Source organism: Pseudomonas sp. 28 E 9, from assembly GCF_900004785.1.
Classification (GTDB): Bacteria; Pseudomonadota; Gammaproteobacteria; order Pseudomonadales; family Pseudomonadaceae; genus Aquipseudomonas; species Aquipseudomonas orientalis_A.
The window spans coordinates 28,337-47,430 of the sequence record NZ_CVTK01000026.1 but is presented as its reverse complement, the minus strand read 5'-3'; the positions used below and the strand labels follow the sequence as shown (position 1 = coordinate 47,430).

20 protein-coding genes are annotated in these 19,094 nt (G+C 61.3%); 10 read left to right on the top strand and 10 right to left on the bottom strand.

Annotated features, from left to right (window positions below; genetic code table 11):
• Positions 1-116 precede the first annotated feature (116 nt).
• The 4 genes from BFQ00_RS04920 to BFQ00_RS04905 all read right to left on the bottom strand — a co-directional run bounded on the left by BFQ00_RS04920 (position 117) and on the right by BFQ00_RS04905 (position 4,243).
• Positions 117-1,145, bottom strand: coding sequence for an AbrB family transcriptional regulator (locus tag BFQ00_RS04920; RefSeq protein ID WP_065932781.1), 1,029 nt, complete (start codon positions 1,143-1,145; stop codon positions 117-119).
• A complete protein-coding gene (locus BFQ00_RS04915; RefSeq protein ID WP_065932780.1) occupies positions 1,138-2,652 on the bottom strand; it encodes a tripartite tricarboxylate transporter permease in 1,515 nt (504 codons plus the stop codon). The genes BFQ00_RS04920 and BFQ00_RS04915 overlap by 8 nt, the downstream gene beginning before the upstream one ends.
• Before the next feature lies 1 nt (position 2,653).
• Positions 2,654-3,112, bottom strand: a complete 459-nt coding sequence (locus tag BFQ00_RS04910; RefSeq protein ID WP_065893465.1) for a tripartite tricarboxylate transporter TctB family protein — start codon at positions 3,110-3,112, stop codon at positions 2,654-2,656.
• Between the two features lie 147 nt (positions 3,113-3,259).
• Complete coding sequence (locus tag BFQ00_RS04905; RefSeq protein ID WP_065897738.1) at positions 3,260-4,243, bottom strand: Bug family tripartite tricarboxylate transporter substrate binding protein; 984 nt, start codon at positions 4,241-4,243, stop codon at positions 3,260-3,262.
• Positions 4,244-4,473: 230 nt separating this feature from the next.
• On the opposite strand from BFQ00_RS04905, the gene BFQ00_RS04900 reads away from it, so the two are divergent.
• Both BFQ00_RS04900 and BFQ00_RS04895 read left to right on the top strand, forming a co-directional pair.
• Positions 4,474-5,145 carry a response regulator gene (locus tag BFQ00_RS04900; protein ID WP_057723066.1) on the top strand — a complete coding sequence of 224 codons (672 nt, stop codon included), beginning with the start codon at positions 4,474-4,476 and terminating at the stop codon, positions 5,143-5,145.
• A complete protein-coding gene (locus BFQ00_RS04895) occupies positions 5,138-6,529 on the top strand; it encodes a sensor histidine kinase (protein ID WP_065886228.1) in 1,392 nt (463 codons plus the stop codon). Before BFQ00_RS04900 ends, BFQ00_RS04895 begins: the two co-directional genes overlap by 8 nt.
• Here BFQ00_RS04895 and BFQ00_RS04890 read toward each other — a convergent pair.
• A complete protein-coding gene (locus BFQ00_RS04890; protein WP_065886229.1) occupies positions 6,523-7,344 on the bottom strand; it encodes an HDOD domain-containing protein in 822 nt (273 codons plus the stop codon). The two genes, BFQ00_RS04895 and BFQ00_RS04890, sit on opposite strands and share 7 nt — an antisense overlap.
• Positions 7,345-7,382: 38 nt before the next feature.
• Complete coding sequence (locus BFQ00_RS04885) at positions 7,383-8,324, bottom strand: CAF17-like 4Fe-4S cluster assembly/insertion protein YgfZ (protein ID WP_065932779.1); 942 nt, start codon at positions 8,322-8,324, stop codon at positions 7,383-7,385.
• Positions 8,325-8,464: 140 nt separating this feature from the next.
• Between BFQ00_RS04885 and BFQ00_RS04880 the strand changes: the two genes are divergently transcribed.
• Both BFQ00_RS04880 and BFQ00_RS04875 read left to right on the top strand, forming a co-directional pair.
• Positions 8,465-8,719, top strand: coding sequence for an FAD assembly factor SdhE (locus BFQ00_RS04880; RefSeq protein ID WP_003189444.1), 255 nt, complete (start codon positions 8,465-8,467; stop codon positions 8,717-8,719).
• On the top strand, positions 8,703-9,149 hold the full coding sequence (locus tag BFQ00_RS04875; protein ID WP_065932778.1) for a protein YgfX: 447 nt from the start codon (positions 8,703-8,705) through the stop codon (positions 9,147-9,149). The genes BFQ00_RS04880 and BFQ00_RS04875 overlap by 17 nt, the downstream gene beginning before the upstream one ends.
• Here the strand turns inward: BFQ00_RS04875 and nadB are convergent.
• The gene (gene nadB, locus BFQ00_RS04870; RefSeq protein WP_065893471.1) at positions 9,118-10,734 is read right to left on the bottom strand and encodes an L-aspartate oxidase; all 1,617 of its coding nucleotides are present in this window, start codon (positions 10,732-10,734) and stop codon (positions 9,118-9,120) included. The two genes, BFQ00_RS04875 and nadB, sit on opposite strands and share 32 nt — an antisense overlap.
• A 461-nt stretch (positions 10,735-11,195) precedes the next feature.
• On the opposite strand from nadB, the gene rpoE reads away from it, so the two are divergent.
• From rpoE to BFQ00_RS04850, 4 genes are all read left to right on the top strand, one after another.
• Positions 11,196-11,777, top strand: a complete 582-nt coding sequence (gene rpoE / locus BFQ00_RS04865; protein ID WP_003172477.1) for an RNA polymerase sigma factor RpoE — start codon at positions 11,196-11,198, stop codon at positions 11,775-11,777.
• Between the two features lie 32 nt (positions 11,778-11,809).
• The gene (locus BFQ00_RS04860) at positions 11,810-12,397 is read left to right on the top strand and encodes a sigma-E factor negative regulatory protein (protein WP_057723059.1); all 588 of its coding nucleotides are present in this window, start codon (positions 11,810-11,812) and stop codon (positions 12,395-12,397) included.
• Positions 12,398-12,413: 16 nt separating this feature from the next.
• The gene (locus tag BFQ00_RS04855; RefSeq protein ID WP_065932777.1) at positions 12,414-13,373 is read left to right on the top strand and encodes a MucB/RseB C-terminal domain-containing protein; all 960 of its coding nucleotides are present in this window, start codon (positions 12,414-12,416) and stop codon (positions 13,371-13,373) included.
• A 234-nt stretch (positions 13,374-13,607) separates the two neighbouring features.
• A complete protein-coding gene (locus tag BFQ00_RS04850) occupies positions 13,608-15,047 on the top strand; it encodes a DegQ family serine endoprotease (protein WP_065886235.1) in 1,440 nt (479 codons plus the stop codon).
• A gap of 64 nt (positions 15,048-15,111) precedes the next feature.
• Here BFQ00_RS04850 and BFQ00_RS04845 read toward each other — a convergent pair whose 3' ends face one another.
• Positions 15,112-16,545, bottom strand: coding sequence for a M48 family metalloprotease (locus BFQ00_RS04845; RefSeq protein WP_065886236.1), 1,434 nt, complete (start codon positions 16,543-16,545; stop codon positions 15,112-15,114).
• 95 nt (positions 16,546-16,640) lie between these two features.
• On the opposite strand from BFQ00_RS04845, the gene BFQ00_RS04840 reads away from it, so the two are divergent.
• Entirely contained in the window at positions 16,641-16,880 is a 240-nt protein-coding gene (locus BFQ00_RS04840; protein WP_065886237.1) for a sulfurtransferase TusA family protein, read from the top strand.
• Between the two features lie 18 nt (positions 16,881-16,898).
• On the opposite strand, the gene BFQ00_RS04835 is transcribed toward BFQ00_RS04840, so the two are convergent.
• Both BFQ00_RS04835 and BFQ00_RS04830 read right to left on the bottom strand, forming a co-directional pair.
• Positions 16,899-17,372, bottom strand: a complete 474-nt coding sequence (locus BFQ00_RS04835) for a peroxiredoxin (protein ID WP_065932776.1) — start codon at positions 17,370-17,372, stop codon at positions 16,899-16,901.
• A gap of 10 nt (positions 17,373-17,382) precedes the next feature.
• The gene (locus BFQ00_RS04830) at positions 17,383-17,943 is read right to left on the bottom strand and encodes a glycine cleavage system protein R (protein ID WP_003189463.1); all 561 of its coding nucleotides are present in this window, start codon (positions 17,941-17,943) and stop codon (positions 17,383-17,385) included.
• 262 nt (positions 17,944-18,205) lie between these two features.
• Between BFQ00_RS04830 and dapA the strand changes: the two genes are divergently transcribed.
• The gene (gene dapA, locus BFQ00_RS04825; RefSeq protein ID WP_065886239.1) at positions 18,206-19,084 is read left to right on the top strand and encodes a 4-hydroxy-tetrahydrodipicolinate synthase; all 879 of its coding nucleotides are present in this window, start codon (positions 18,206-18,208) and stop codon (positions 19,082-19,084) included.
• Positions 19,085-19,094 lie beyond the last annotated feature (10 nt).

Sequence of the window (19,094 nt, the reverse complement as noted above, 5' to 3'; positions counted from 1 at the left end):
AGTGGGAGTAGCTGCGCAGAGGTGTAGCGCGGAAGTCGGGGAGCAACCAGCTGTGAGAATTGACAGTGCCGACAAGTGGTAACGGCCCAAAGGCGGGCCATTACCGTCGCGCAGGATCAGGGTTGGCGGTTCCAGTGACGGAAAAGGGGTTCGGCGAGGAATAGGACGAACAGCAAGCGCATCACCTGCATGGCTGTCACCAACGGGACGGACAATTGCAGTGTTTCGGCGGTAAGGCTCATCTCGGCAATGCCGCCCGGCATCATGCCCAGGGTCAACGAGCGCAGATCCAGGTGCGTCAGTGCACTCAGGCCCACGGCCGCCAATGTCGCCAGTACCATGGTCAAGACTGTGCCGATCAAAGTGCGGGCCATGAACGACGGCGCCCGGCGAAAAAACTGACGGTTGAAGTGACAGCCCAAACCGCTGCCGATCAGCCATTGGCCGATCTGGCTACCGCCATCGGGCAGCCCGATATGCAGGTCAAACACCACACTGGCCGTTGCACTCACCAGCAATGGCCCGAACAACCAGGGGTTCGGCTGACGCAAGCGCTGCCAGCCCCAGGCTACCAGCGCGCCGATCGGAAACAGCATCAACAGCCAGGGCCAGCTCACCGGTGCCGGATGAAACTGCGGCGCGCCGCCGCCCAACACATACTTGAAAATCGCCGGTACGCACAGCACCACCAGCAGCACACGCAAACTCTGGCCGGCGGCAACACGGCTAAGCACCGCGCCGTTTCGCGCGCCGAGGTTGACCATCTCGCCGGACCCGCCCGGCATGCTGGAGAAAAACGCGGTGGCGCGATCTTCGCCACTGCGGCGCATCAGCCACACACTGACCACACTCGACAGGCTGGTGACCAGCGCGCCGAAAAAGATCAGCCCGAAGTGGCTCATCACTTGCTCGATCACCACCGGTGTGAAGTGCAGGCCGATGCCGATGCCCACCACCCATTGGCCGCATTTGCGCCCGCCGGGGATTTCCGCCAACTGCCACGGCGTCAGGCAACGCACCAGGATGATCGCCAGCAACGAGCCGACCATGTAGGGCAAAGGCCAGCCGACGAGGCTGGCCAGGTAACCGCCGGCCAGGCCGACCAGCGGTGTTCCCCACCAATGTTTGAAGGTGACCTCAGACATCGGCCACGGCACGACGCTGCAGGGCGCGTTTGCGGTAGATGCGTACCAGCGGGAACATCAGCATCAGTGCGGTCAGTACCCACACGCCAAAGGTGATCGGGCTCGACCAGAGGATTTCCAGTGCGCCGTTGGAGATCGACAGCGCGCGGCGCAGGTTCTGTTCCATCAGGCCGCCGAGGATAAAGCCGAGCAATACCGGCGACAGCGGGAAGTCCAGCTTGCGCAGGATGTAGCCGAAGATGCCGATCCCGACCATCAGGAACAGGTCGAACGTGGTGGCGTGAACCGCGTACACACCGATCGCGGTAATGATGGCGATCACCGGCACCAGCGCCCAGTTCGGCACGGCGAGGATACGGGTGAAGATGCGGATCATCGGGATGTTGAGGATCACCAGCATGATGTTGGCGATAAACAACGACGCGATCAGGCCCCAGACAATGTCCGGTTGCTGTTGGAACAGCAGCGGGCCGGGCGTGATGTTGTACAGCGACAGGGCGCCAATCATTACGGCGGTGGTGCCCGAGCCGGGAACGCCCAGGGTCAGCATCGGCACCAGTGCGCCGCAGGCGGAGGCGCCGATCGCGGTTTCCGGGGCGGCCAGGCCACGCATGTCGCCCTGGCCGAATTTGCCGCCGGCACCGGCCAGGCGTTTTTCGGTCATGTAGGCCACGGCGGACGCCAGGGTTGCACCGGCACCCGGCAACACGCCCATGATGAAACCGAGCAAGCCGCAGCGGATGTTAACCACGAACACCGCACCGGCTTCCTTGAGGTTGAACATCATGCGCCCGGTGGCCTTGACCGCTTCCTGGCCACGGTGGGTTTTTTCCAGCAGCAACAGGATCTCGCTGATGGAGAACAGGCCCAGCACCAGCACCACAAACTGGATGCCATCGGTGAGGTGGATGTTGTCGCCGGTAAAGCGGTACACGCCGCTGTTGGCATCGATGCCCACCGCCGAGAGGAACAGGCCAATCAGCGCTGCCACAAAGGTCTTCAGCGGCTTGTCACCGGCCATGCCGCCCAGGCACACAATCGCGAACACCATCAGTACGAAATACTCCGCCGGACCGAAGGCAATCGCCCATTTGGCCAGCAGCGGTGCGAACAGCACCATGCCGCAGGTGGCGATAAAGGCACCGATGAACGAACTCCAGGCCGACAACGACAGTGCCACGCCGGCCAAGCCTTTGCGGGCCATCGGGTAGCCATCAAGGGTGGTCATTACGGTGGAGGCTTCGCCCGGAATATTGAGCAGGATCGAGCTGATGCGACCGCCGTATTCGCAGCCCAGGTACACCGCCGCGAGCAGGATCAACGCCGACTCGGGTGGCAGGCCCAGGGCGAATGCGATGGGGATCAACAGCGCCACGCCGTTGATCGGGCCCAGACCCGGCAACAGGCCGACCACGGTGCCGATCAGCGTGCCGCACAGCGCGGTGATCAGGTTGTACGGGCTCAGCGCGACGCCGAAACCCTGGCCCAAATAACCAAAAGTATCCATATCAGTTCTCCAGAACGTCGAGCAGGCCGAGGGGCAGCGGCACATCCATGGCTTTATCGAACAGCAGGTACAGGCCGATAGCCATGAGGCCAACGATCACCACGCTGGGCATCCAGCGGCCGCCATACAGGCGCGCCATCGGGATGCCGATCAACATGCTGCTGAGGATGAAACCCAGGGATTCGAAGGTGGCGGCGAACACGAGCAACAGCACCACGCAAATGCCTATCTTGATCAGGGTGTCGCGGTCCAGCGCCGGGTCTTCTTCGGTGTGTTTGGTGGGCTGCGGGCGAAACAGCATGTAGATCAGCGCCAGGCTCATCAGCCCGAGCATCAGCAGCGGGTAGGCGCGCGGCCCGACCGGCTCGTAGGAAAACGCCGCCTGATACGGCCAGGCCATCAGGGCGAGGCCGGCGCAGGCCAGCAACAGCACGGCGGCGAAAATGCGTTGTAAGAGCATAGAAAACTCCAAGGCCCCTCTTGCAGGAGCGAGCTTGCTCGCGAAGAACGTCAACGGTAACGCGTGCTGTCTGGATGCACGGGGTGTCTTTGACTTCTTCGCGAGCGAGCTCGCTCCTACAGGGGCATTACACAAAAGAGGGGGCGTTTACTGGATCAGGCCGAACTCTTTGGCCAGCACTTTGTAGTCAGCCACCTGTTTCTTCACGTAGGTGTCCAGCTCCGGGCCGGTCATGGCGAAGGGGAACAGCTCGCGCTGGTCACGCAGCTTGGCGAACTCGTCGGAGGCCAGCAGTTTGTCGAACGCCTCTTTCCACCAGGCGTAGTCGGCATCGCTGACTTTTGGCCCGAGGTAGAAACCGCGCACCACAGGCCAGACGATGTCGTAGCCTTGCTCCTTGGCGGTGGGGATGTCTTTCATTTCCGGCTCGTCCAGGCGCTGCTCGGAGAACACCGCCAACAGGCGCATGTCACCGCTGAGGATGTGCGGCATGGAGTCGGAGATATCGGTACTGCCCACCTGAATGTGGCCACCGAGCAACGCGGTGGCAATTTCGCCGCCGCCTTCGAGTGCGACGTAACGCAGCTCGCGCGGGTTGATCCCGGCCGCCTTGGCGATCAGTGCGGTTTGCATCCAGTCCTGACTGCCGACCGTGCCGCCCGAACCTATCACCACGCTGCCTGGATCTTTCTTCAAGGCTTTTACGAGATCGTCGAGAGACTTGTAGGGCGAATCACTTTTCACCGCGATAGCACCGTAGCTGGTACCCACTGCGGCGAGCCAGCGCACGGCGCTTTCATCGAAACGACCAAACTTGCCCTGGGCCAGGTTCAGCAACGAACCGCTGGACCAGGCCACCAGGGTGCCGGCATCCGCAGGGCGCTGAGCGACCACCGCGTTGTAGGCCACGGCACCCACGCCGCCTGGCATGTAGGTCACACGCATTGGCTTGCTCAAGAGCTTCTGGTTGACCAGCGCGCTTTGCGCCAGTTTGCAGGTCAGGTCAAAACCACCGCCCGGGGAGGCCGGGGCGATGCATTCAGGGCGCTTGGGTTCGTCGGCGGCCAGCAGGTGGCCGGCAAACAGCATGCAGCCGGCGGCGAGGGCGAGCTTACGTAGGGGGAACGTCATGTGTGTCTCCAGTTATTGTTCTTATTTGGCGAAAACGCTTCGAGGCGTTTTTCGGGTGCTATCGCTCAATAGCCTGGCAGGCGTAACCTGCCGTCGCCCGATGCTAAACGGCGAAGCTTTCAGTATCCTTTCAACTGCCTTTCACGGTTTTCGGGCTTCACAGGGCAGTCGGCGCCTGTAAACTGCCTCGCAAAGCGTGGCGCCGACCACCCCGAATAAGGTAGAAATCCATGCGCGTCCTCCTGGTTGAAGACCATTTGCAACTGGCCGAAAGTGTCGCCCAGGCGCTCAAGAGCACGGGGTTGACCGTCGACGTACTGCACGATGGCGTGGCCGCGGACCTGGCCCTGAGCAGTGAGGAATACGCCGCGGTGATCCTCGATGTAGGGCTGCCGCGCATGGATGGTTTCGAAGTGCTGGCACGCTTGCGCGCCCGTGGAAAAAATGTGCCGGTGTTGATGCTGACGGCCCGCAGCGATGTAAAGGACCGCGTGCATGGCTTGAACCTGGGCGCTGACGATTACCTGGCCAAACCGTTTGAACTGACGGAACTCGAAGCGCGGGTCAAGGCGTTGCTGCGGCGCAGCGTGTTGGGCGGCGAGCGCCAGCAGGCGTGCGGCGTGCTGGTGTACGACCTCGATACGCGGCGCTTCACGGTCGGTGGTGAATTGATGACCCTGACCTCTCGTGAGCAAGCCGTGCTTGAGGCACTCATTGCCCGGCCTGGTCGGGTGATGAGCAAGGAGCAACTGGCCTCCCAGGTGTTCGGTCTCGACGAAGAAGCCAGCCCCGACGCCATCGAAATCTACGTGCACCGCCTGCGCAAGAAGCTCGATGGCCAGCCCATCGCCATTGTCACCTTCCGTGGCCTCGGCTACCTGCTGGAAGCCCGCGATGCATAAGCCCCGCAGCCTGCGCTGGCGCCTGCTGTGGAACCTTGCGCTGTTGCTGGTGCTGCTGATGCTCGCCAGCGGCATGAGCGCCTACTGGAACGGTCGTGAAGCCGCCGACACCGCCTACGACCGCACGCTGCTGGCCTCGGCGCGCACCATTGCCGCCGGCTTGACCCAGGTGGACGGCACGCTCAGCGCCAATGTGCCTTATGTGGCCCTGGATACCTTCGCCTACGACAGTGCCGGGCGTATTTATTACCAGGTCAACGACATCCACAAGCAGCTGATTTCCGGTTATGAAAACCTGCCCGGGCCGCCACCCGGCACCCCGCGCACTGACGATTACCCGGCCCTGGCGCGGTTCTACGACGCTGTGTATCAGGGCCAGCCGGTGCGCGTGGTGAGCCTGCTCAAGGCTGTCTCCGAGCCGAACATGAACGGCATGGCGGAGGTGCGTGTGGCGGAGACCGACGAAGCCCGTGTCGCCATGGCGCGCAGCCTGATGGCCGACACCTTGTTGCGCCTGGGCATGCTTGCCATTGGTGCGTTGCTGCTGGTGTGGTTTGCCGTCAGCGCGGCCTTGCGCCCGTTGGAGCGCCTGCGCACGGCGGTGGAAGAGCGCCAGCCCGACGACCTGCGGCCCTTGCCGCTGGTGGAGGTGCAGGATGAGTTCGGCCCGCTGGTGCGCTCCCTCAATCATTTCACCGAACGCCTGCGCGGCCAGTTCGAACGCCAGGCGCAGTTTATTGCCGACGCCGCCCACGAGTTGCGCACGCCGCTGGCCGCGCTCAAGGCCCGCCTGGAACTCGGCCTGCGCGCCGAAGAGCCGGCCACGTGGCGCAGCACCCTGGAAACCGCCGCCCAGGGCACCGACCGTCTCACTCACCTGGCTAATCAGTTGTTGTCCCTGGCCCGCATTGAAAACGGTGCCCGGGCCATTGCCGAAGGCGGCGCGCAGCTGCTCGATCTCAGTCAACTGGCCCGTGAGCTGGGCATGGCCATGGCGCCGCTGGCCCATGCGCGCGGCGTTGCCCTGGCGCTGGAGGCGGACGAACCGGTATGGCTGCGTGGCGAACCGACGCTGCTCAACGAGTTGCTGAGCAACCTGGTGGACAACGCATTGGCCCACACCCCACCGGGTGGCAACGTGATTTTACGGGTGACGGCGCCGGCGGTGCTGGAGGTCGAAGACGATGGCCCGGGTATCCCGCTGGAGGAGCGGGACCGGGTGTTCGAGCGATTTTATCGACGCAGTCAGCAGGGGATGGGGTCCGGTCTGGGGCTGGCGATTGTCGGCGAGATCTGCCGTGCGCATCTGGCGCAGATCAGCCTGCATGATGGCGCGTCGGCGGGCTTGAAAGTGCGAGTGAGCTTTATTGCCGGCGATCAATAGAACATTGAGCGTGCTTCATGCAGCTCAAGGTGCAGTTTCTCGCTGGAGGGGTCGAGCCGCAGTTTTTTCATCGCCGGCACGCTCGCCATGTCGACTTTCGCCAATGGATGTTCCGTGTTGTGGTGACAGAACAGCACGGCGACCTGCACCAGGTCGATGTAATCGAGCGGGCCGCCTTCGCGTTCCAGGTTCAGGTACTGGCCCGGTAGTTTTGCCAGCATTTCCGGGAAGTCCCAGCCACTGAGCAACTTGTCGCCCAGTATCGGATGGATGCTGTCGATCACGTGGTTAAGGCTGACCGGATCGGACAGCAACTCGTAATGGTCTTCGGCGTAGGTGAGGATCGGCAGCACGCCAATCTGGTGCACCAGGCCTCCCAGGGCCGCCTGGTCCGGCTTGAGCTGGCTGTGCCGGCGACACAAGGCATAGCTGACGCCGGCTACTTCAAGGCTGCGGCGCCACACATCGCGCATTTTCTGTTCCACCACCTCGGAGCGGGCGTGGAAGATTTGTTCCATGACCAGGCCGATGGCCAGGTTGCTGCTGTAATTGGTGCCGAGCCGCGTGATGGCGGTGTGCAGGTCGGTGACTTCCTGAGTCGCCCTCAGCAACGGGCTGTTGACCACTTTGATCAGGCGCGCCGACAGGGCCGTATCACGACCGATCACCTTGCTCAAGTGGCTGATGCTGATCTCCGGGTCTTCGGCGGCCTGACGAATCTTCATGGCCACCTCCGGTAATGTCGGCAGAACCAGGTCATCGTTGTCGATGGCCTTCACCAAAGCCTGTTGGACTTTTTCCGCCAGCTGGTTCATTCATGCTCTCTAGGGTGTCGCAAAAAAAGGTGCAGCGATCAACGCTGGATCTCGCGATCGCGATCCAGCGCGTAGGGCAGGTCGAGCAACTGCAGGCCAGGGCCTTCCAGGCTGCCTAAACGGATGTCGCCATTGTCGGCAGCTTCGGCTTGCAGCACGGCGAGAAGTTCAATTGACTGGTCAGCTTTTGCCGCGATGACCACTTCGCCGATCGAACTGTTATGGCTGGGAGCAAACAGTGCGGTGCCTGGCTCGGGCAATTGGGCCGCAACCAGGCTCAGGCGGTACAGGCGGCGCTTGAGTTTGCCGAGGTACTGCATGCGCGCGACGATTTCCTGGCCGGTATAGCAGCCTTTCTTGAAGCTGACCCCGCCCACGGCTTGCAGATTAAGCATCTGCGGGATGAACAGTTCGCGGGTCTGCGGCATCACCTGGCCGATGCCGGCGCGAATCTGGCCCAGCAGCCATTCGTTCAGCTCGGCTTGCGGCAGGGTGGCCGCCAATTGGCTGAGCAGGCTCTCGGCGTGTTCGACGGGTGCCCAGAGTTCAGCGCGGCCCGGCGATACACGGATGGCGATCAGCGTCTCGGTGCGCACCACGCTGTCGGTCTCCACCGGTAACGCCAAACCAAGGGCGGATAAGGCCTGATCGGCATGCGCCAGGCCAAAACGCACCCACGCGGCGCTTTCATCGGTGAGTTTGGATTTGGAGAACACCGCGTATTTTTTCAGGTCCGCCAGTTGCGGTTCGAGCAGTTCGCTGGCCATGGCCAGGAGCACGCCGTCACCTTGTAACAGGATGCGAAAACTGGACTGCATCCGGCCTTTTTGCGTGCAGCGCGCGCCCAGGCTGGCCTGGGTGTCACTCAGGTAATTGAGGTTGCAGGTCAACTGGCCCTGCAGGAACTTGGCAGCGTCAGCACCGCGGACGGCAAGAACGCCTTCGTGGGTCAGGGAGCAGAAGAAAGCAGAGTCGGCCATGGGTCATCGCAGGTTAAAAAGTCATGGGTGCATCATAGAGGGGCGCCCGGCAAATGCATAGTTTCCATGGGGCGCGACCAAAGCCGACTGGTCCGGTGCCGTCGGGCCTGTATACTTGCGCTCTATTTGAGGAGCGTTCCATGGTCGAAGATGTAGAAATCAATCGCCTCTACTGGCACAGCCGTCGTGGCATGCTGGAATTGGACGTGTTGCTGGTGCCATTCACCAAAGAAGTCTACGCAACGCTCAACCAGGTGGACCGCGACCTTTACGTGCGACTGCTGGAATGCGAAGACCAGGACATGTTCGGCTGGTTCATGGAGCGCGCCGAATCGGAAGATCCGGAGCTGCAGCGCATGGTTCGGATGATTCTGGACCGTGTCCAGCCCAAGTAACCGTTTTGAATGCCGCTGGCAGGCCTCACGGCTGTTGCTGGCGGCGTATCTGTTCGCCCAGCTGTTCGCGCTGGGTGCCTGCCTGGTGGTCGACCTGCCTTTTGCATCCCTTGGCCTGCTGGTGTGCCTGGCCCACGCCGCGTGGGTGTTGCCGCGACATATCCTGCTGACTCATCGCTCGTCGATTCGCGGCCTGCGCCGCGATGACGATGGCTGGCAAGTGTTCAGCGCCGAGCGCGGCTGGCACAGCGTGCAGCTAAGGCCCGACAGCCTGGCGCTGCCGCTGGTGGTGGTGCTGCGTTATCGCGTGCAGGGTGAGCGGTGGGTGCGCTCCCTTTGTGTGCCTCGCGACTCGCAGAGCGCCGATATGCATCGGCGCCTGCGCGTACGCTTGAAGTTCAGTCGCCGTAGGTGGCTGGCACCAGAATAGTGTCGCGGGCCTCGGGCAGCATCTGCGGGTAGTCCAGGGTGTAATGCAGGCCCCGGCTTTCCTTGCGCTCCATGGCCGAGCGAATCATCAGTTCGGCGACTTGAGCCAGGTTGCGCAGTTCGATCAGGTCGCGGCTGACTTTATAGTTGCTGTAGAACTCGTCGATTTCATCCAGCAGCAAACGCACCCGGTGCTGTGCCCGTTGCAGGCGCTTGTTGGTGCGCACGATCCCCACGTAGTCCCACATGAAGCGCCGCAGCTCGTCCCAGTTGTGCGCGATGATCACGTCTTCGTCCGAATCCGTCACCTGGCTGGCATCCCAGCGGGGCAGGGCGGCCGGTACCGGGATGCGCGGCAGTTGTTCAAGGATGTCCGCCGCTGCCGAGCGCGCGTACACGAAGCATTCGAGCAGCGAGTTGCTGGCCATGCGGTTGGCGCCGTGCAGGCCGGTGAAGCTGGTTTCGCCGATGGCGTACAGGCCGGGCACGTCGGTGCGGCCATGCTGGTCGACCATCACGCCGCCGCAGGTGTAATGCGCGGCAGGCACCACCGGGATCGGGCCTTTGGTGATGTCGATGTTGAAGGTCAGGCAGCGTTCATAGACGGTGGGAAAGTGCGTCTTGATGAAGGCCTCCGGTTTGTGGCTGATGTCCAGGTAGACGCAGTCGATACCCAGGCGCTTCATTTCATGGTCAATGGCGCGGGCGACGATGTCGCGCGGCGCCAGTTCGGCGCGTGGGTCGAAGCGCTGCATGAAGCGTTCGCCATTGGGCAGCTTCAAGTGCGCACCTTCGCCGCGCAAAGCCTCGGTGATCAGGAAACTCTTGGCCTGGGGGTGATACAGGCACGTGGGGTGGAACTGGTTGAATTCCAGGTTCGCCACTCGGCAGCCCGAGCGCCAGGCCATGGCGATGCCGTCGCCGCAGGCGCCGTCAGGGTTGCTGGTATAGAGGTAGACCTTGGCTGCGCCGCCCGAGGCAAGGATGGTGAAGCGTGCGCCATAGGTGTCGACTTCACCGCTGGCGCGGTTCAGCACATAGGCCCCGAGGCAGCGCTCGCCGGCAAGGCCCAGGCGTTTTTCGGTAATCAGGTCGACGGCGACGCGCTGCTCCAGCAATTCGATATTGGGCCGTTGGCGGGCTTGGTCGAGCAGCGTCCTGAAGATGGCGGCGCCGGTGGCATCGGCGGCGTGGATGATGCGGCGGTGGCTGTGGCCGCCTTCACGGGTCAGGTGGAACTCGAATCCACCGTCGTCGTTGCCTGCATGCTCATCGCGCGTGAAGGGCACCCCCTGGTCGATCAACCATTGAATGGCTTCCCGGCTATGCTCGACCGTGAAGCGCACCGCGTCTTCATTGCACAGGCCGCCGCCGGCATTGAGGGTGTCTTCGACATGGGATTGGACGGTGTCGGTGTCGTCCAGCACGGCCGCGACGCCGCCTTGCGCCCAGAATGTCGAACCGTTGGCCAGGTCGCCCTTGCTCAGTACGGCAATACGCAGATGGCCGGGGAGGGTCAGCGCCAGGCTCAAGCCGGCGGCACCGCTGCCGATCACCAGGACATCGTGTTGAAACTGTTGGCTCATTGAATGGATTCCGCAAAAAGCGATCCGGAGAGGAGGCGCAAGCAGGACGCCTGGATCGGCGAATCAAAGGGGCACACAGGCCACTAGTATATAGAGGGGTGGAGCGGCACAATAGCCAGGCATTCGTGGCATTGTGAGATTACGGTGCACAGCTTCGGTTTCACAGCCAGTCAGCGAGCGGGAACTTTTTGCATAGACTCCGACTCAATAGCAGGTTGCCCGAAAGCTGGGAAGACGTTGTGTTTATTGGCCCGTCGGGAGCATTGGACGCGTCAGAAGACCGACGACAAGATTATTCGCGCAGCCGGCGTTGCCTGAGCTGCGTTTTTCGTGTGTGCCAAATCAGTGCGTGCCGGAAACTTGCTTGAAGGGGGAGAACTTTTGCGAAAAGCCCGAGTCTATGTTTGCAAGCCTGATCGTTTAGTTATGCAAGCCTCCTTCGAGTACAACGAGGAGTGTTCATGCTAACCCAGGAAGAGGATCAGCAGCTGGTCGAGCGCGTACAACGCGGCGACAAGCGCGCATTTGATCTGCTGGTGCTGAAATATCAGCACAAAATTCTCGGGTTGATCGTGCGGTTTGTGCACGACACCCATGAAGCGCAGGACGTTGCACAGGAAGCCTTTATCAAGGCATACCGTGCACTGGGCAATTTTCGCGGTGATAGCGCGTTTTATACGTGGCTGTACCGCATCGCCATCAACACGGCGAAGAACTATCTGGTGTCTCGCGGTCGCCGCCCACCAGACAGTGATGTCAGTTCAGAAGATGCTGAATTCTATGATGGTGATCACGGCCTCAAAGATCTCGAGTCGCCGGAGCGTGCTTTGCTGCGCGACGAGATCGAGGGAACCGTTCATCGAACGATTCAGCAACTGCCAGAAGATTTGCGTACGGCGTTAACTTTACGTGAATTCGATGGTCTGAGTTACGAAGACATTGCGAGCGTCATGCAATGTCCGGTGGGGACTGTGAGGTCACGGATTTTCCGGGCCCGGGAAGCCATCGACAAAGCCTTGCAACCGTTGTTGCAGGAAAACTAAAGACAGCGGCGACAGCCAAGAGAGGAACCGCCATGAGTCGTGATGCCCTGCAGGAATCGCTGTCCGCAGTGATGGATAACGAAGCGGATGAACTGGAACTTCGTCGAGTGCTCAACGCATTTGATGATGCCCAAACCCGTGATACCTGGTCTCGTTACCAAGTCGCTCGGGCGGTGATGCACAAGGATCTTCTAATCCCTCGTCTGGATATTGCTGCGGCCGTTTCTGCCGCGTTGGCCGATGAAGCCGTTCCGGCAAAAGCTGCTCGTGGTCCATGGCGTAGCCTGGGTCGTCTGGCAGTCGCTGCTTCGGTGACCGTCGCCGTACTGGCCGGTGTTCGTCTGTACAACCAGGACGAAATCGCAGGTGCCGAACTGGCCCAGCAGACTCAGCAACCGGTCATGGCCGGTCCGCAAGTCAAAGGCCCGGCTGTACTGGCTGGCTACAAGGAAAGCTCTGACACCGCCGGCCCTATGGCTAACGGTGTGCTTCAAGGGCAATCCGGCTGGCAGGATCAGCGCCTACCAGGCTACCTGCGCCAACATGCACAGGAAGCAGCTGGCAAGAACGCTGAAAGTGCCCTGCCATACGCTCGCGCAGCAAGCCTGGAAAACCGCTGAACCGTTAAGGAGCCCTATGCGCGCCATACCGCTCCTTACGCTTTTGCTCAGTAGTTGGTTTGCACTACCCGCCCACGCCGATGAAGCCCAAGACTGGCTGACTCGACTTGGGCGTGCAGAGCGGCAGCAAGGCTTTCAAGGTACGTTCATCTATGAGCGTAACGGCAGTTTTTCTACCCACGACATCTGGCATCTCGTCCAGAACGGTCAGGTCCGGGAGCGTCTGTTGCAGCTCGATGGTTCTGCCCAGGAAGTGGTACGGGTAGAAGGGCATGCACAGTGCGTCAGCGGCACACTTGTTGCCGGCCTGGGCAGTCCCCGTGACGCCGCGGCACATTCGCTGGACCCACAAAAACTCAGTCAATTCTATGATCTGGCCGTCATCGGCAAATCTCGCGTGGCCGGTCGTAATGCGGTTATCGTGTCGATTACTCCGCGTGACCATGACCGTTATGGCTTCGAGCTGCACCTGGACCGTGAAACTGCATTGCCCCTCAAGTCGCTGTTGCTCAGTGAGCAAGGGCAACTGCTGGAGCGCTTTCAGTTTGTGCGATTGAATACCTCCGCCCCACCCACTGAGCATGATTTGCAGCCCAGCAGCGAATGCACCCCTGTCGCGATTGATCATGGCAACGCCGTGCAGGCGCCTGCCTCGAATGCGTGGCACCTGGATTGGCTGCCAGCTGGCTTTGAGCTGACGCGCAATGCATCGCGCAAAGACCCTCAGACAAAATCCACCATCGACAGCTTGATGTATGACGATGGGCTTGCACGTTTTTCGGTGTTTCTCGAAACCACCAACGGTGCGAGCGTGTCGCAGACGCGTACTCAGCTTGGGCCTACGGTTGCGGTATCCCGGCATTTGAATACGGTGGACGGCGAGATAATGGTGACGGTGGTGGGGGAAATCCCGATCGGCACCGCCGAGCGCGTCGCATTGTCGGTGCGCGGTGAAAAGACCGCAGCCAAACCGTGAGTCGTTAATCCAGTGTTCATCCTGATCTTCCACTCTGCCCCCATGCCAGGGTGCCTGCCGAGAGCATGAAATGTCTGGATCAGCATTTTCACTTGCAAAAAATCCTTATGTTTTTTATAGGTCAGGGCTTCTCGGCCCTGGCCTTGTTTGTTCGCGGAACAAAAAATGTCGGTCGCGGTTTTCGGTGTTTTTTGAACCCTGTCGCTCAACCCTGCTCGTCGTAACGGGAGCTGTATGTCGATACCACGTTTGAAGTCTTACCTATCCATAGTCGCCACGCTGCTGGTGCTGGGTCAGGCCGTGCCCGCGCAAGCGGTCGAACTGCCTGACTTCACCCAACTGGTGGAGCAGGCCTCGCCTGCGGTGGTGAACATCAGTACTACGCAGAAATTGCCGGATCGCAAGGTGTCGAATCAGCAGATGCCGGACCTGGAAGGCCTGCCGCCGATGCTGCGCGAATTCTTCGAGCGAGGCATGCCGCAACCCCGCGCCCCGCGCGGTGGTGGCGGTGGCCAGCGTGAAGCGCAGTCCCTGGGTTCGGGGTTCATCATTTCGCCTGACGGCTACATCCTGACCAACAACCACGTAATTGCCGATGCCGACGAGATCCTCGTGCGCCTGGCCGATCGCAGTGAGTTGAAAGCCAAGCTGGTCGGCACCGATCCACGTTCGGACGTTGCCTTGCTGAAAATCGAAGGCAAGGACTTGCCGGTGCTTAAACTGGGCAAGTCCCAGGACCTGAAAGCGGGCCAGTGGGTCGTGGCAATCGGTTCGCCGTTCGGGTTTGACCACACTGTCACCCAGGGCATCGTCAGCGCCATCGGTCGCAGCCTGCCAAACGAAAACTACGTACCGTTCATCCAGACCGACGTGCCGATCAACCCGGGCAACTCCGGTGGTCCGCTGTTCAATCTGGCTGGCGAAGTGGTAGGGATCAACTCGCAGATCTACACCCGCTCCGGTGGATTCATGGGGGTTTCTTTCGCGATTCCGATCGACGTGGCCATGGACGTCTCCAATCAGCTGAAGGCCGGTGGCAAAGTCAGCCGCGGTTGGCTGGGTGTGGTGATCCAGGAAGTGAACAAGGATCTCGCAGAGTCGTTCGGTCTCGACAAGCCTGCGGGTGCGCTGGTCGCGCAGATCCAGGATGACGGCCCGGCTGCCAAAGGTGGCCTGCAGGTCGGCGACGTCATTCTGAGCATGAACGGCCAGCCGATCATCATGTCGGCCGACTTGCCGCATCTGGTAGGCGCGCTGAAAGCGGGCAGCAAAGCCAAGTTGGAAGTGATTCGGGACGGCAAGCGCCAGAATGTCGAGCTCACTGTTGGCGCAATCCCGGAAGAGGGTGCGACCCTGGATGCCCTGGGTAACGCCAAGCCGGGTGCCGAGCGCAGCAGCAATCGCCTGGGCATTGCCGTGGTTGAGCTGACGCCTGAGCAGAAGAAGGCCTTCGATCTCAAGAGCGGTGTGGTAATCAAGGAGGTCCAGGATGGCCCAGCCGCCTTGATCGGCCTGCAGCCGGGCGATGTGATCACCCACCTGAACAACCAGGCAATCGATAACACCAAGGAATTCACCGACATCGCCAAGGCGTTGCCGAAGAATCGTTCGGTGTCGATGCGTGTGTTGCGTCAGGGGCGTGCCAGCTTCATCACCTTCAAGCTGGCCGAGTAACCTTCCAGCCCAATAAAAAGCCCCGCCATTGAAGGATGGCGGGGCTTTTTTGTGGGCGATGGGTTTAGCTCATCATCCCTTTCACCAGGCGTTCCTGTTCGATCAACTCACGCTGGCGCGCATCGATTCGCGAGGACAGCGGGAAGTTGTTGCCGGCGCGACGCTTGGCAAAGTCCAACTGCTGGATGGCTTGCTGGAAATCGCCCACCAGGGCGAAGTATTCGGCGCGCGCCTGATGCAGGCCAATGATATTGCCCGACAAACCGCGCGTTTCGGCGACCTGATACCACACGTCCGGATCATCCGGGCGGGACTTGAGCAAGCCGTCCAGGGCTTTTTCCGCATCGGCGGTACGGTTTTGTTTGAGCAGCAGATCGACGCGTACCTGGTTCAGTGGATAGTTGCTGGGGTACTGGGTCAGCATGCGGTCGGTGCGTTGTTGGGCGTCCGGCATGCGATTGCTGGTGATATCCAGCTCGATCTGCGCCAGGTTGTAGGTAATGTCGTTGGGCGCCTTGGCCAGCAGCGGCGCCAGGCTTTCCCGTGCTTCCTTGAGCTGGGTGCCCTTGATCTGGGCGATGGCCAGGCCATAACGCGCCACATCGTTTTTCGGGTTCTCATCCAGCTGTGCCTGGAAACGCTTGGCGGCCAGGCCCGGCGTATCTTCATACTTCAGTTGCACCCGCGCGCGAATCAACTGATAGCGCAGGCTGTCTTCCTTGCCGCCAGGCTTGGCTTGTTCCGCGCGGTTGCGGGTGTCGGCGATTCGCGATTCGGTGACCGGGTGCGTCAGCAGGAATTCCGGTGGCTTGGCATCGAAACGGTACTGGCGCATCAGGCGCTCGAACATGGTGGGCATGGAGCGCGGGTCATAGCCGGCTTTCTCCAGGTTGAGGATGCCGATACGGTCGGCTTCCTGCTCATTCTGGCGAGAGAATCGACGCTGTTCCTGGATCGCGGCGGCCTGGGAGCCGGCAATCGCGGCAATGCCCGCATCGCCGGCGCCGGCCGCGGCGGCAATGATGCCGCCGAGCAGGGCAGCCATCATCGGGATCTGCATGCGCGACTGCGCTTCCACGCCTCGGGCAAAGTGGCGCTGGGACAAGTGCGCCAATTCGTGGGCCAGCACCGATGCGTATTCACCTTCGGTCTGGGCATTGAGGAACAGGCCGCCATTGACCCCGACGATCCCGCCGGGTGCGGCGAAGGCGTTGAGCTGCGGGCTGTTGATCAGGATGAATTCCAGGCGCCGGTCGTTGACCTGGCTGGTTTCCACCAGCTTGTACACGCTGGTTTCGACGTAATCCTTGAGCTGTGGATCATTGAGCTGCGAGACCTGGCCGCGCAGATAGGCCAGCCATGCGCGGCCCAGTTGGTATTCCTGTTGCGGCGAGACAATGGCAGAACTGGCGTCGCCGAGTGACGGCAGCTCATCAGCGAAGGCCGGGGAGGCCAGCAGGCAGGCCAGCGTCAGCAGGGTAGGGCGCAAAAAATTCATGCACAAAGCCTTTCGACAAAGAGCTTACTGTAGCCGGACACTGAGCTTCGGACCAGATATTCTAAGCCGCTCAAATGTTTGCCTGGAGTAACACCATGATCGACGCTGTCGCCTTTGACGCCGAACTCGATGCCAGCGGCCTCAATTGCCCGTTGCCCTTGCTCAAGGCCAAGCTGGAACTCAATCGACTGGCCAGCGGTGCCGTACTCAAGGTTACCGCCACGGACGCCGGTTCCCAGCGGGACTTTCGCACCTTTGCCAGGCTGGCGGGCCATACGCTGGTCCAGGAAGAAGAGGCTGCTGGTGTGTACCGTTACTGGTTGCGCAAGGCCTGATCGCCTTGTAAGCGCCAATCAGGCCTTGTTCAGCGCCTGCGCCGCCGCCAACACCGCGTCCACGTGCCCCGGCACTTTCACGCCGCGCCATTCCTGGCGCAGCACACCTTCGCTGTCGATCAGAAAGGTGCTGCGATCCACGCCCAGGTATTCCTTGCCGTAGAGCTTCTTGAGCTTGATTACATCAAACAGCTGGCACACCGCCTCGTCCTTGTCGCTGATCAACTCGAAGGGAAACGCCTGCTTGGCCTTGAAGTTCTCGTGAGACTTCACGCTGTCACGCGACACGCCGAACACCTCGGTGTTGGCGGCCTTGAACGCTGCGTACTGGTCACGAAAGCCCTGGCCTTCGGTGGTGCAGCCCGGCGTGCTGTCCTTGGGGTAGAAGTAGATCACCACTTGCTTGCCCTTGAGGGCTGCGAGGCTGAAGGTCTGGCCGCTGGTGGACTGGGCTTGGAAATCGGCTACAGGTGTGTCGATGGCTACCGGCATGAGTCCTTCCTTACATTGGGTTCTGTGGGCGCCATGGTTCGATCAGCGCGTCAAGGTTCAGGGCATCGGCGAAGTCCAGGAACTGGTCGCGCAACCAACTGATCTGCACGCCGGCCGGCAAGGTCACAGTGAAGGTGGCATTGAGCATGGTGCCGCCTGTTTGCGGCGCCTGATAGGTGTCGCAGGTCAGGTTCTCCAGCTCGACGTTGTGGTCGATGAAGAACTGGCACAGCTCGTTGACGATGTCCGAGCGATAGGCCGAGCTGACATACGCCACATAAGGCAGGGCCTGCGGGCGATTTTCCAGGGCGGCGCTGCGCACTACATTGACGGTGAAGTCGTGCTTCTTGGCCAGGCCCGGCAGGCCGGTCTCAAGGCGCGCCAGGGCGTCCCAGCTACCGGAAATCTGCAGCACCAGAGCGCTGCACTCGCCATGGCGGGTCAGGCGCGAGGTCACCACGGCGCAGCGGTTCTCATGGCTGGCGCGGCACAGGACGTTGGTCAGCTCCATGGGGTTGGCGCCGAGGGCACTGATAACAAGGAATTGTTCGCGAACTGTGGGGGTGGACATGCAGCCTTCCTAAAGCGATGAGCGGTCGATACCGCCAGGGCGGTACCGATCAAAGGATCAAGGGTAGCGAAAAGCGTCGCCAAGGGCTAGGAGGTGGCGTTTTCATTGCGTGAACGACCTGATTCAGACGCTGCTTTGGCCCAATGATGGCATTGCCCGTCGTTTAGTTGCGCCATAACGCATCCTCGCACGGTACTTCGCTTGTACAAGCATCTTGGCGCCAGTACCATTACGGCTCTCTTTTTCCGGCAGGAGCGGTTGCATGATTGCGGGCAGTATGGTGGCACTGGTCACACCCATGGATGCACAAGGTCATCTCGACTGGGACAGCCTGGGCAAACTGGTGGACTTCCACCTGCAAGAAGGCACCAACGCCATCGTGGCGGTCGGCACCACCGGTGAGTCGGCCACCCTCGACGTGGAAGAACACATCCAGGTGATCGAGTTCGTGGTCAAGCGCGTTGCGGGCCGTATCGCCGTGATCGCAGGTACCGGCGCCAACTCGACGCGTGAGGCGATCGAATTGACCCGCAATGCCAAGAAGGCCGGCGCAGACGCCTGCCTGCTGGTGACGCCGTACTACAACAAGCCGACCCAGGAAGGCCTGTACCAGCACTTCAAAGCCATCGCCGAAGCCGTCCAGATCCCGCAGATCCTCTATAACGTACCGGCTCGTACCGCGTGCGATATGAAGGCCGAGACCGTGATCCGCCTGTCCACCGTGCCGAACATCATCGGCATCAAGGAAGCCACGGGCGACCTGCAGCGCGCCAAGGACATCCTGGCCGGCGTCAGCAGCGACTTCCTGTTGTACTCCGGTGACGACGCCACCGCCGTGGAACTGATGCTGCTGGGCGGCAAAGGCAACATCAGCGTGACCGCCAACGTCGCCCCGCGTGCCATGAGCGACCTGTGCGCTGCCGCCATTGCCGGTGATGCCGTGACCGCCCGCGCGATTCACGAAAAGCTGATGCCGCTCAACAAGACACTGTTTACCGAATCCAACCCTATTCCCGTGAAATGGGCGCTGACTGAAATGGGCATGATGCCGGACGGTATCCGTCTGCCGCTCACCCGTCTCAGCGAAGCCTTTCACGAACCGCTGCGACAGGCCCTGCGCCAGTCCGGCGTCCTGGTTTAATTGAGGAAGC

Bases quoted from the DNA above. Each gene is read 5' to 3' on its own strand.
- BFQ00_RS04880 (WP_003189444.1), top strand. From the start codon at position 8,465: ATGGTCGAAGATGTAGAAATCAATCGCCTCTACTGGCACAGCCGTCGT.
- dapA (WP_065886239.1), top strand. From the start codon at position 18,206: ATGATTGCGGGCAGTATGGTGGCACTGGTCACACCCATGGATGCACAA.
- BFQ00_RS04835 (WP_065932776.1), bottom strand. From the start codon at position 17,372: ATGCCGGTAGCCATCGACACACCTGTAGCCGATTTCCAAGCCCAGTCC.
- BFQ00_RS04895 (WP_065886228.1), top strand. From the start codon at position 5,138: ATGCATAAGCCCCGCAGCCTGCGCTGGCGCCTGCTGTGGAACCTTGCG.
- BFQ00_RS04900 (WP_057723066.1), top strand. From the start codon at position 4,474: ATGCGCGTCCTCCTGGTTGAAGACCATTTGCAACTGGCCGAAAGTGTC.
- BFQ00_RS04885 (WP_065932779.1), bottom strand. From the start codon at position 8,324: ATGGCCGACTCTGCTTTCTTCTGCTCCCTGACCCACGAAGGCGTTCTT.
- BFQ00_RS04915 (WP_065932780.1), bottom strand. From the start codon at position 2,652: ATGGATACTTTTGGTTATTTGGGCCAGGGTTTCGGCGTCGCGCTGAGC.
- BFQ00_RS04920 (WP_065932781.1), bottom strand. From the start codon at position 1,145: ATGTCTGAGGTCACCTTCAAACATTGGTGGGGAACACCGCTGGTCGGC.
- BFQ00_RS04845 (WP_065886236.1), bottom strand. From the start codon at position 16,545: ATGAATTTTTTGCGCCCTACCCTGCTGACGCTGGCCTGCCTGCTGGCC.
- BFQ00_RS04830 (WP_003189463.1), bottom strand. From the start codon at position 17,943: ATGTCCACCCCCACAGTTCGCGAACAATTCCTTGTTATCAGTGCCCTC.
- BFQ00_RS04910 (WP_065893465.1), bottom strand. From the start codon at position 3,112: ATGCTCTTACAACGCATTTTCGCCGCCGTGCTGTTGCTGGCCTGCGCC.
- BFQ00_RS04860 (WP_057723059.1), top strand. From the start codon at position 11,810: ATGAGTCGTGATGCCCTGCAGGAATCGCTGTCCGCAGTGATGGATAAC.
- nadB (WP_065893471.1), bottom strand. From the start codon at position 10,734: ATGAGCCAACAGTTTCAACACGATGTCCTGGTGATCGGCAGCGGTGCC.
- BFQ00_RS04850 (WP_065886235.1), top strand. From the start codon at position 13,608: ATGTCGATACCACGTTTGAAGTCTTACCTATCCATAGTCGCCACGCTG.
- BFQ00_RS04905 (WP_065897738.1), bottom strand. From the start codon at position 4,243: ATGACGTTCCCCCTACGTAAGCTCGCCCTCGCCGCCGGCTGCATGCTG.
- rpoE (WP_003172477.1), top strand. From the start codon at position 11,196: ATGCTAACCCAGGAAGAGGATCAGCAGCTGGTCGAGCGCGTACAACGC.
- BFQ00_RS04840 (WP_065886237.1), top strand. From the start codon at position 16,641: ATGATCGACGCTGTCGCCTTTGACGCCGAACTCGATGCCAGCGGCCTC.
- BFQ00_RS04855 (WP_065932777.1), top strand. From the start codon at position 12,414: ATGCGCGCCATACCGCTCCTTACGCTTTTGCTCAGTAGTTGGTTTGCA.
- BFQ00_RS04890 (WP_065886229.1), bottom strand. From the start codon at position 7,344: ATGAACCAGCTGGCGGAAAAAGTCCAACAGGCTTTGGTGAAGGCCATC.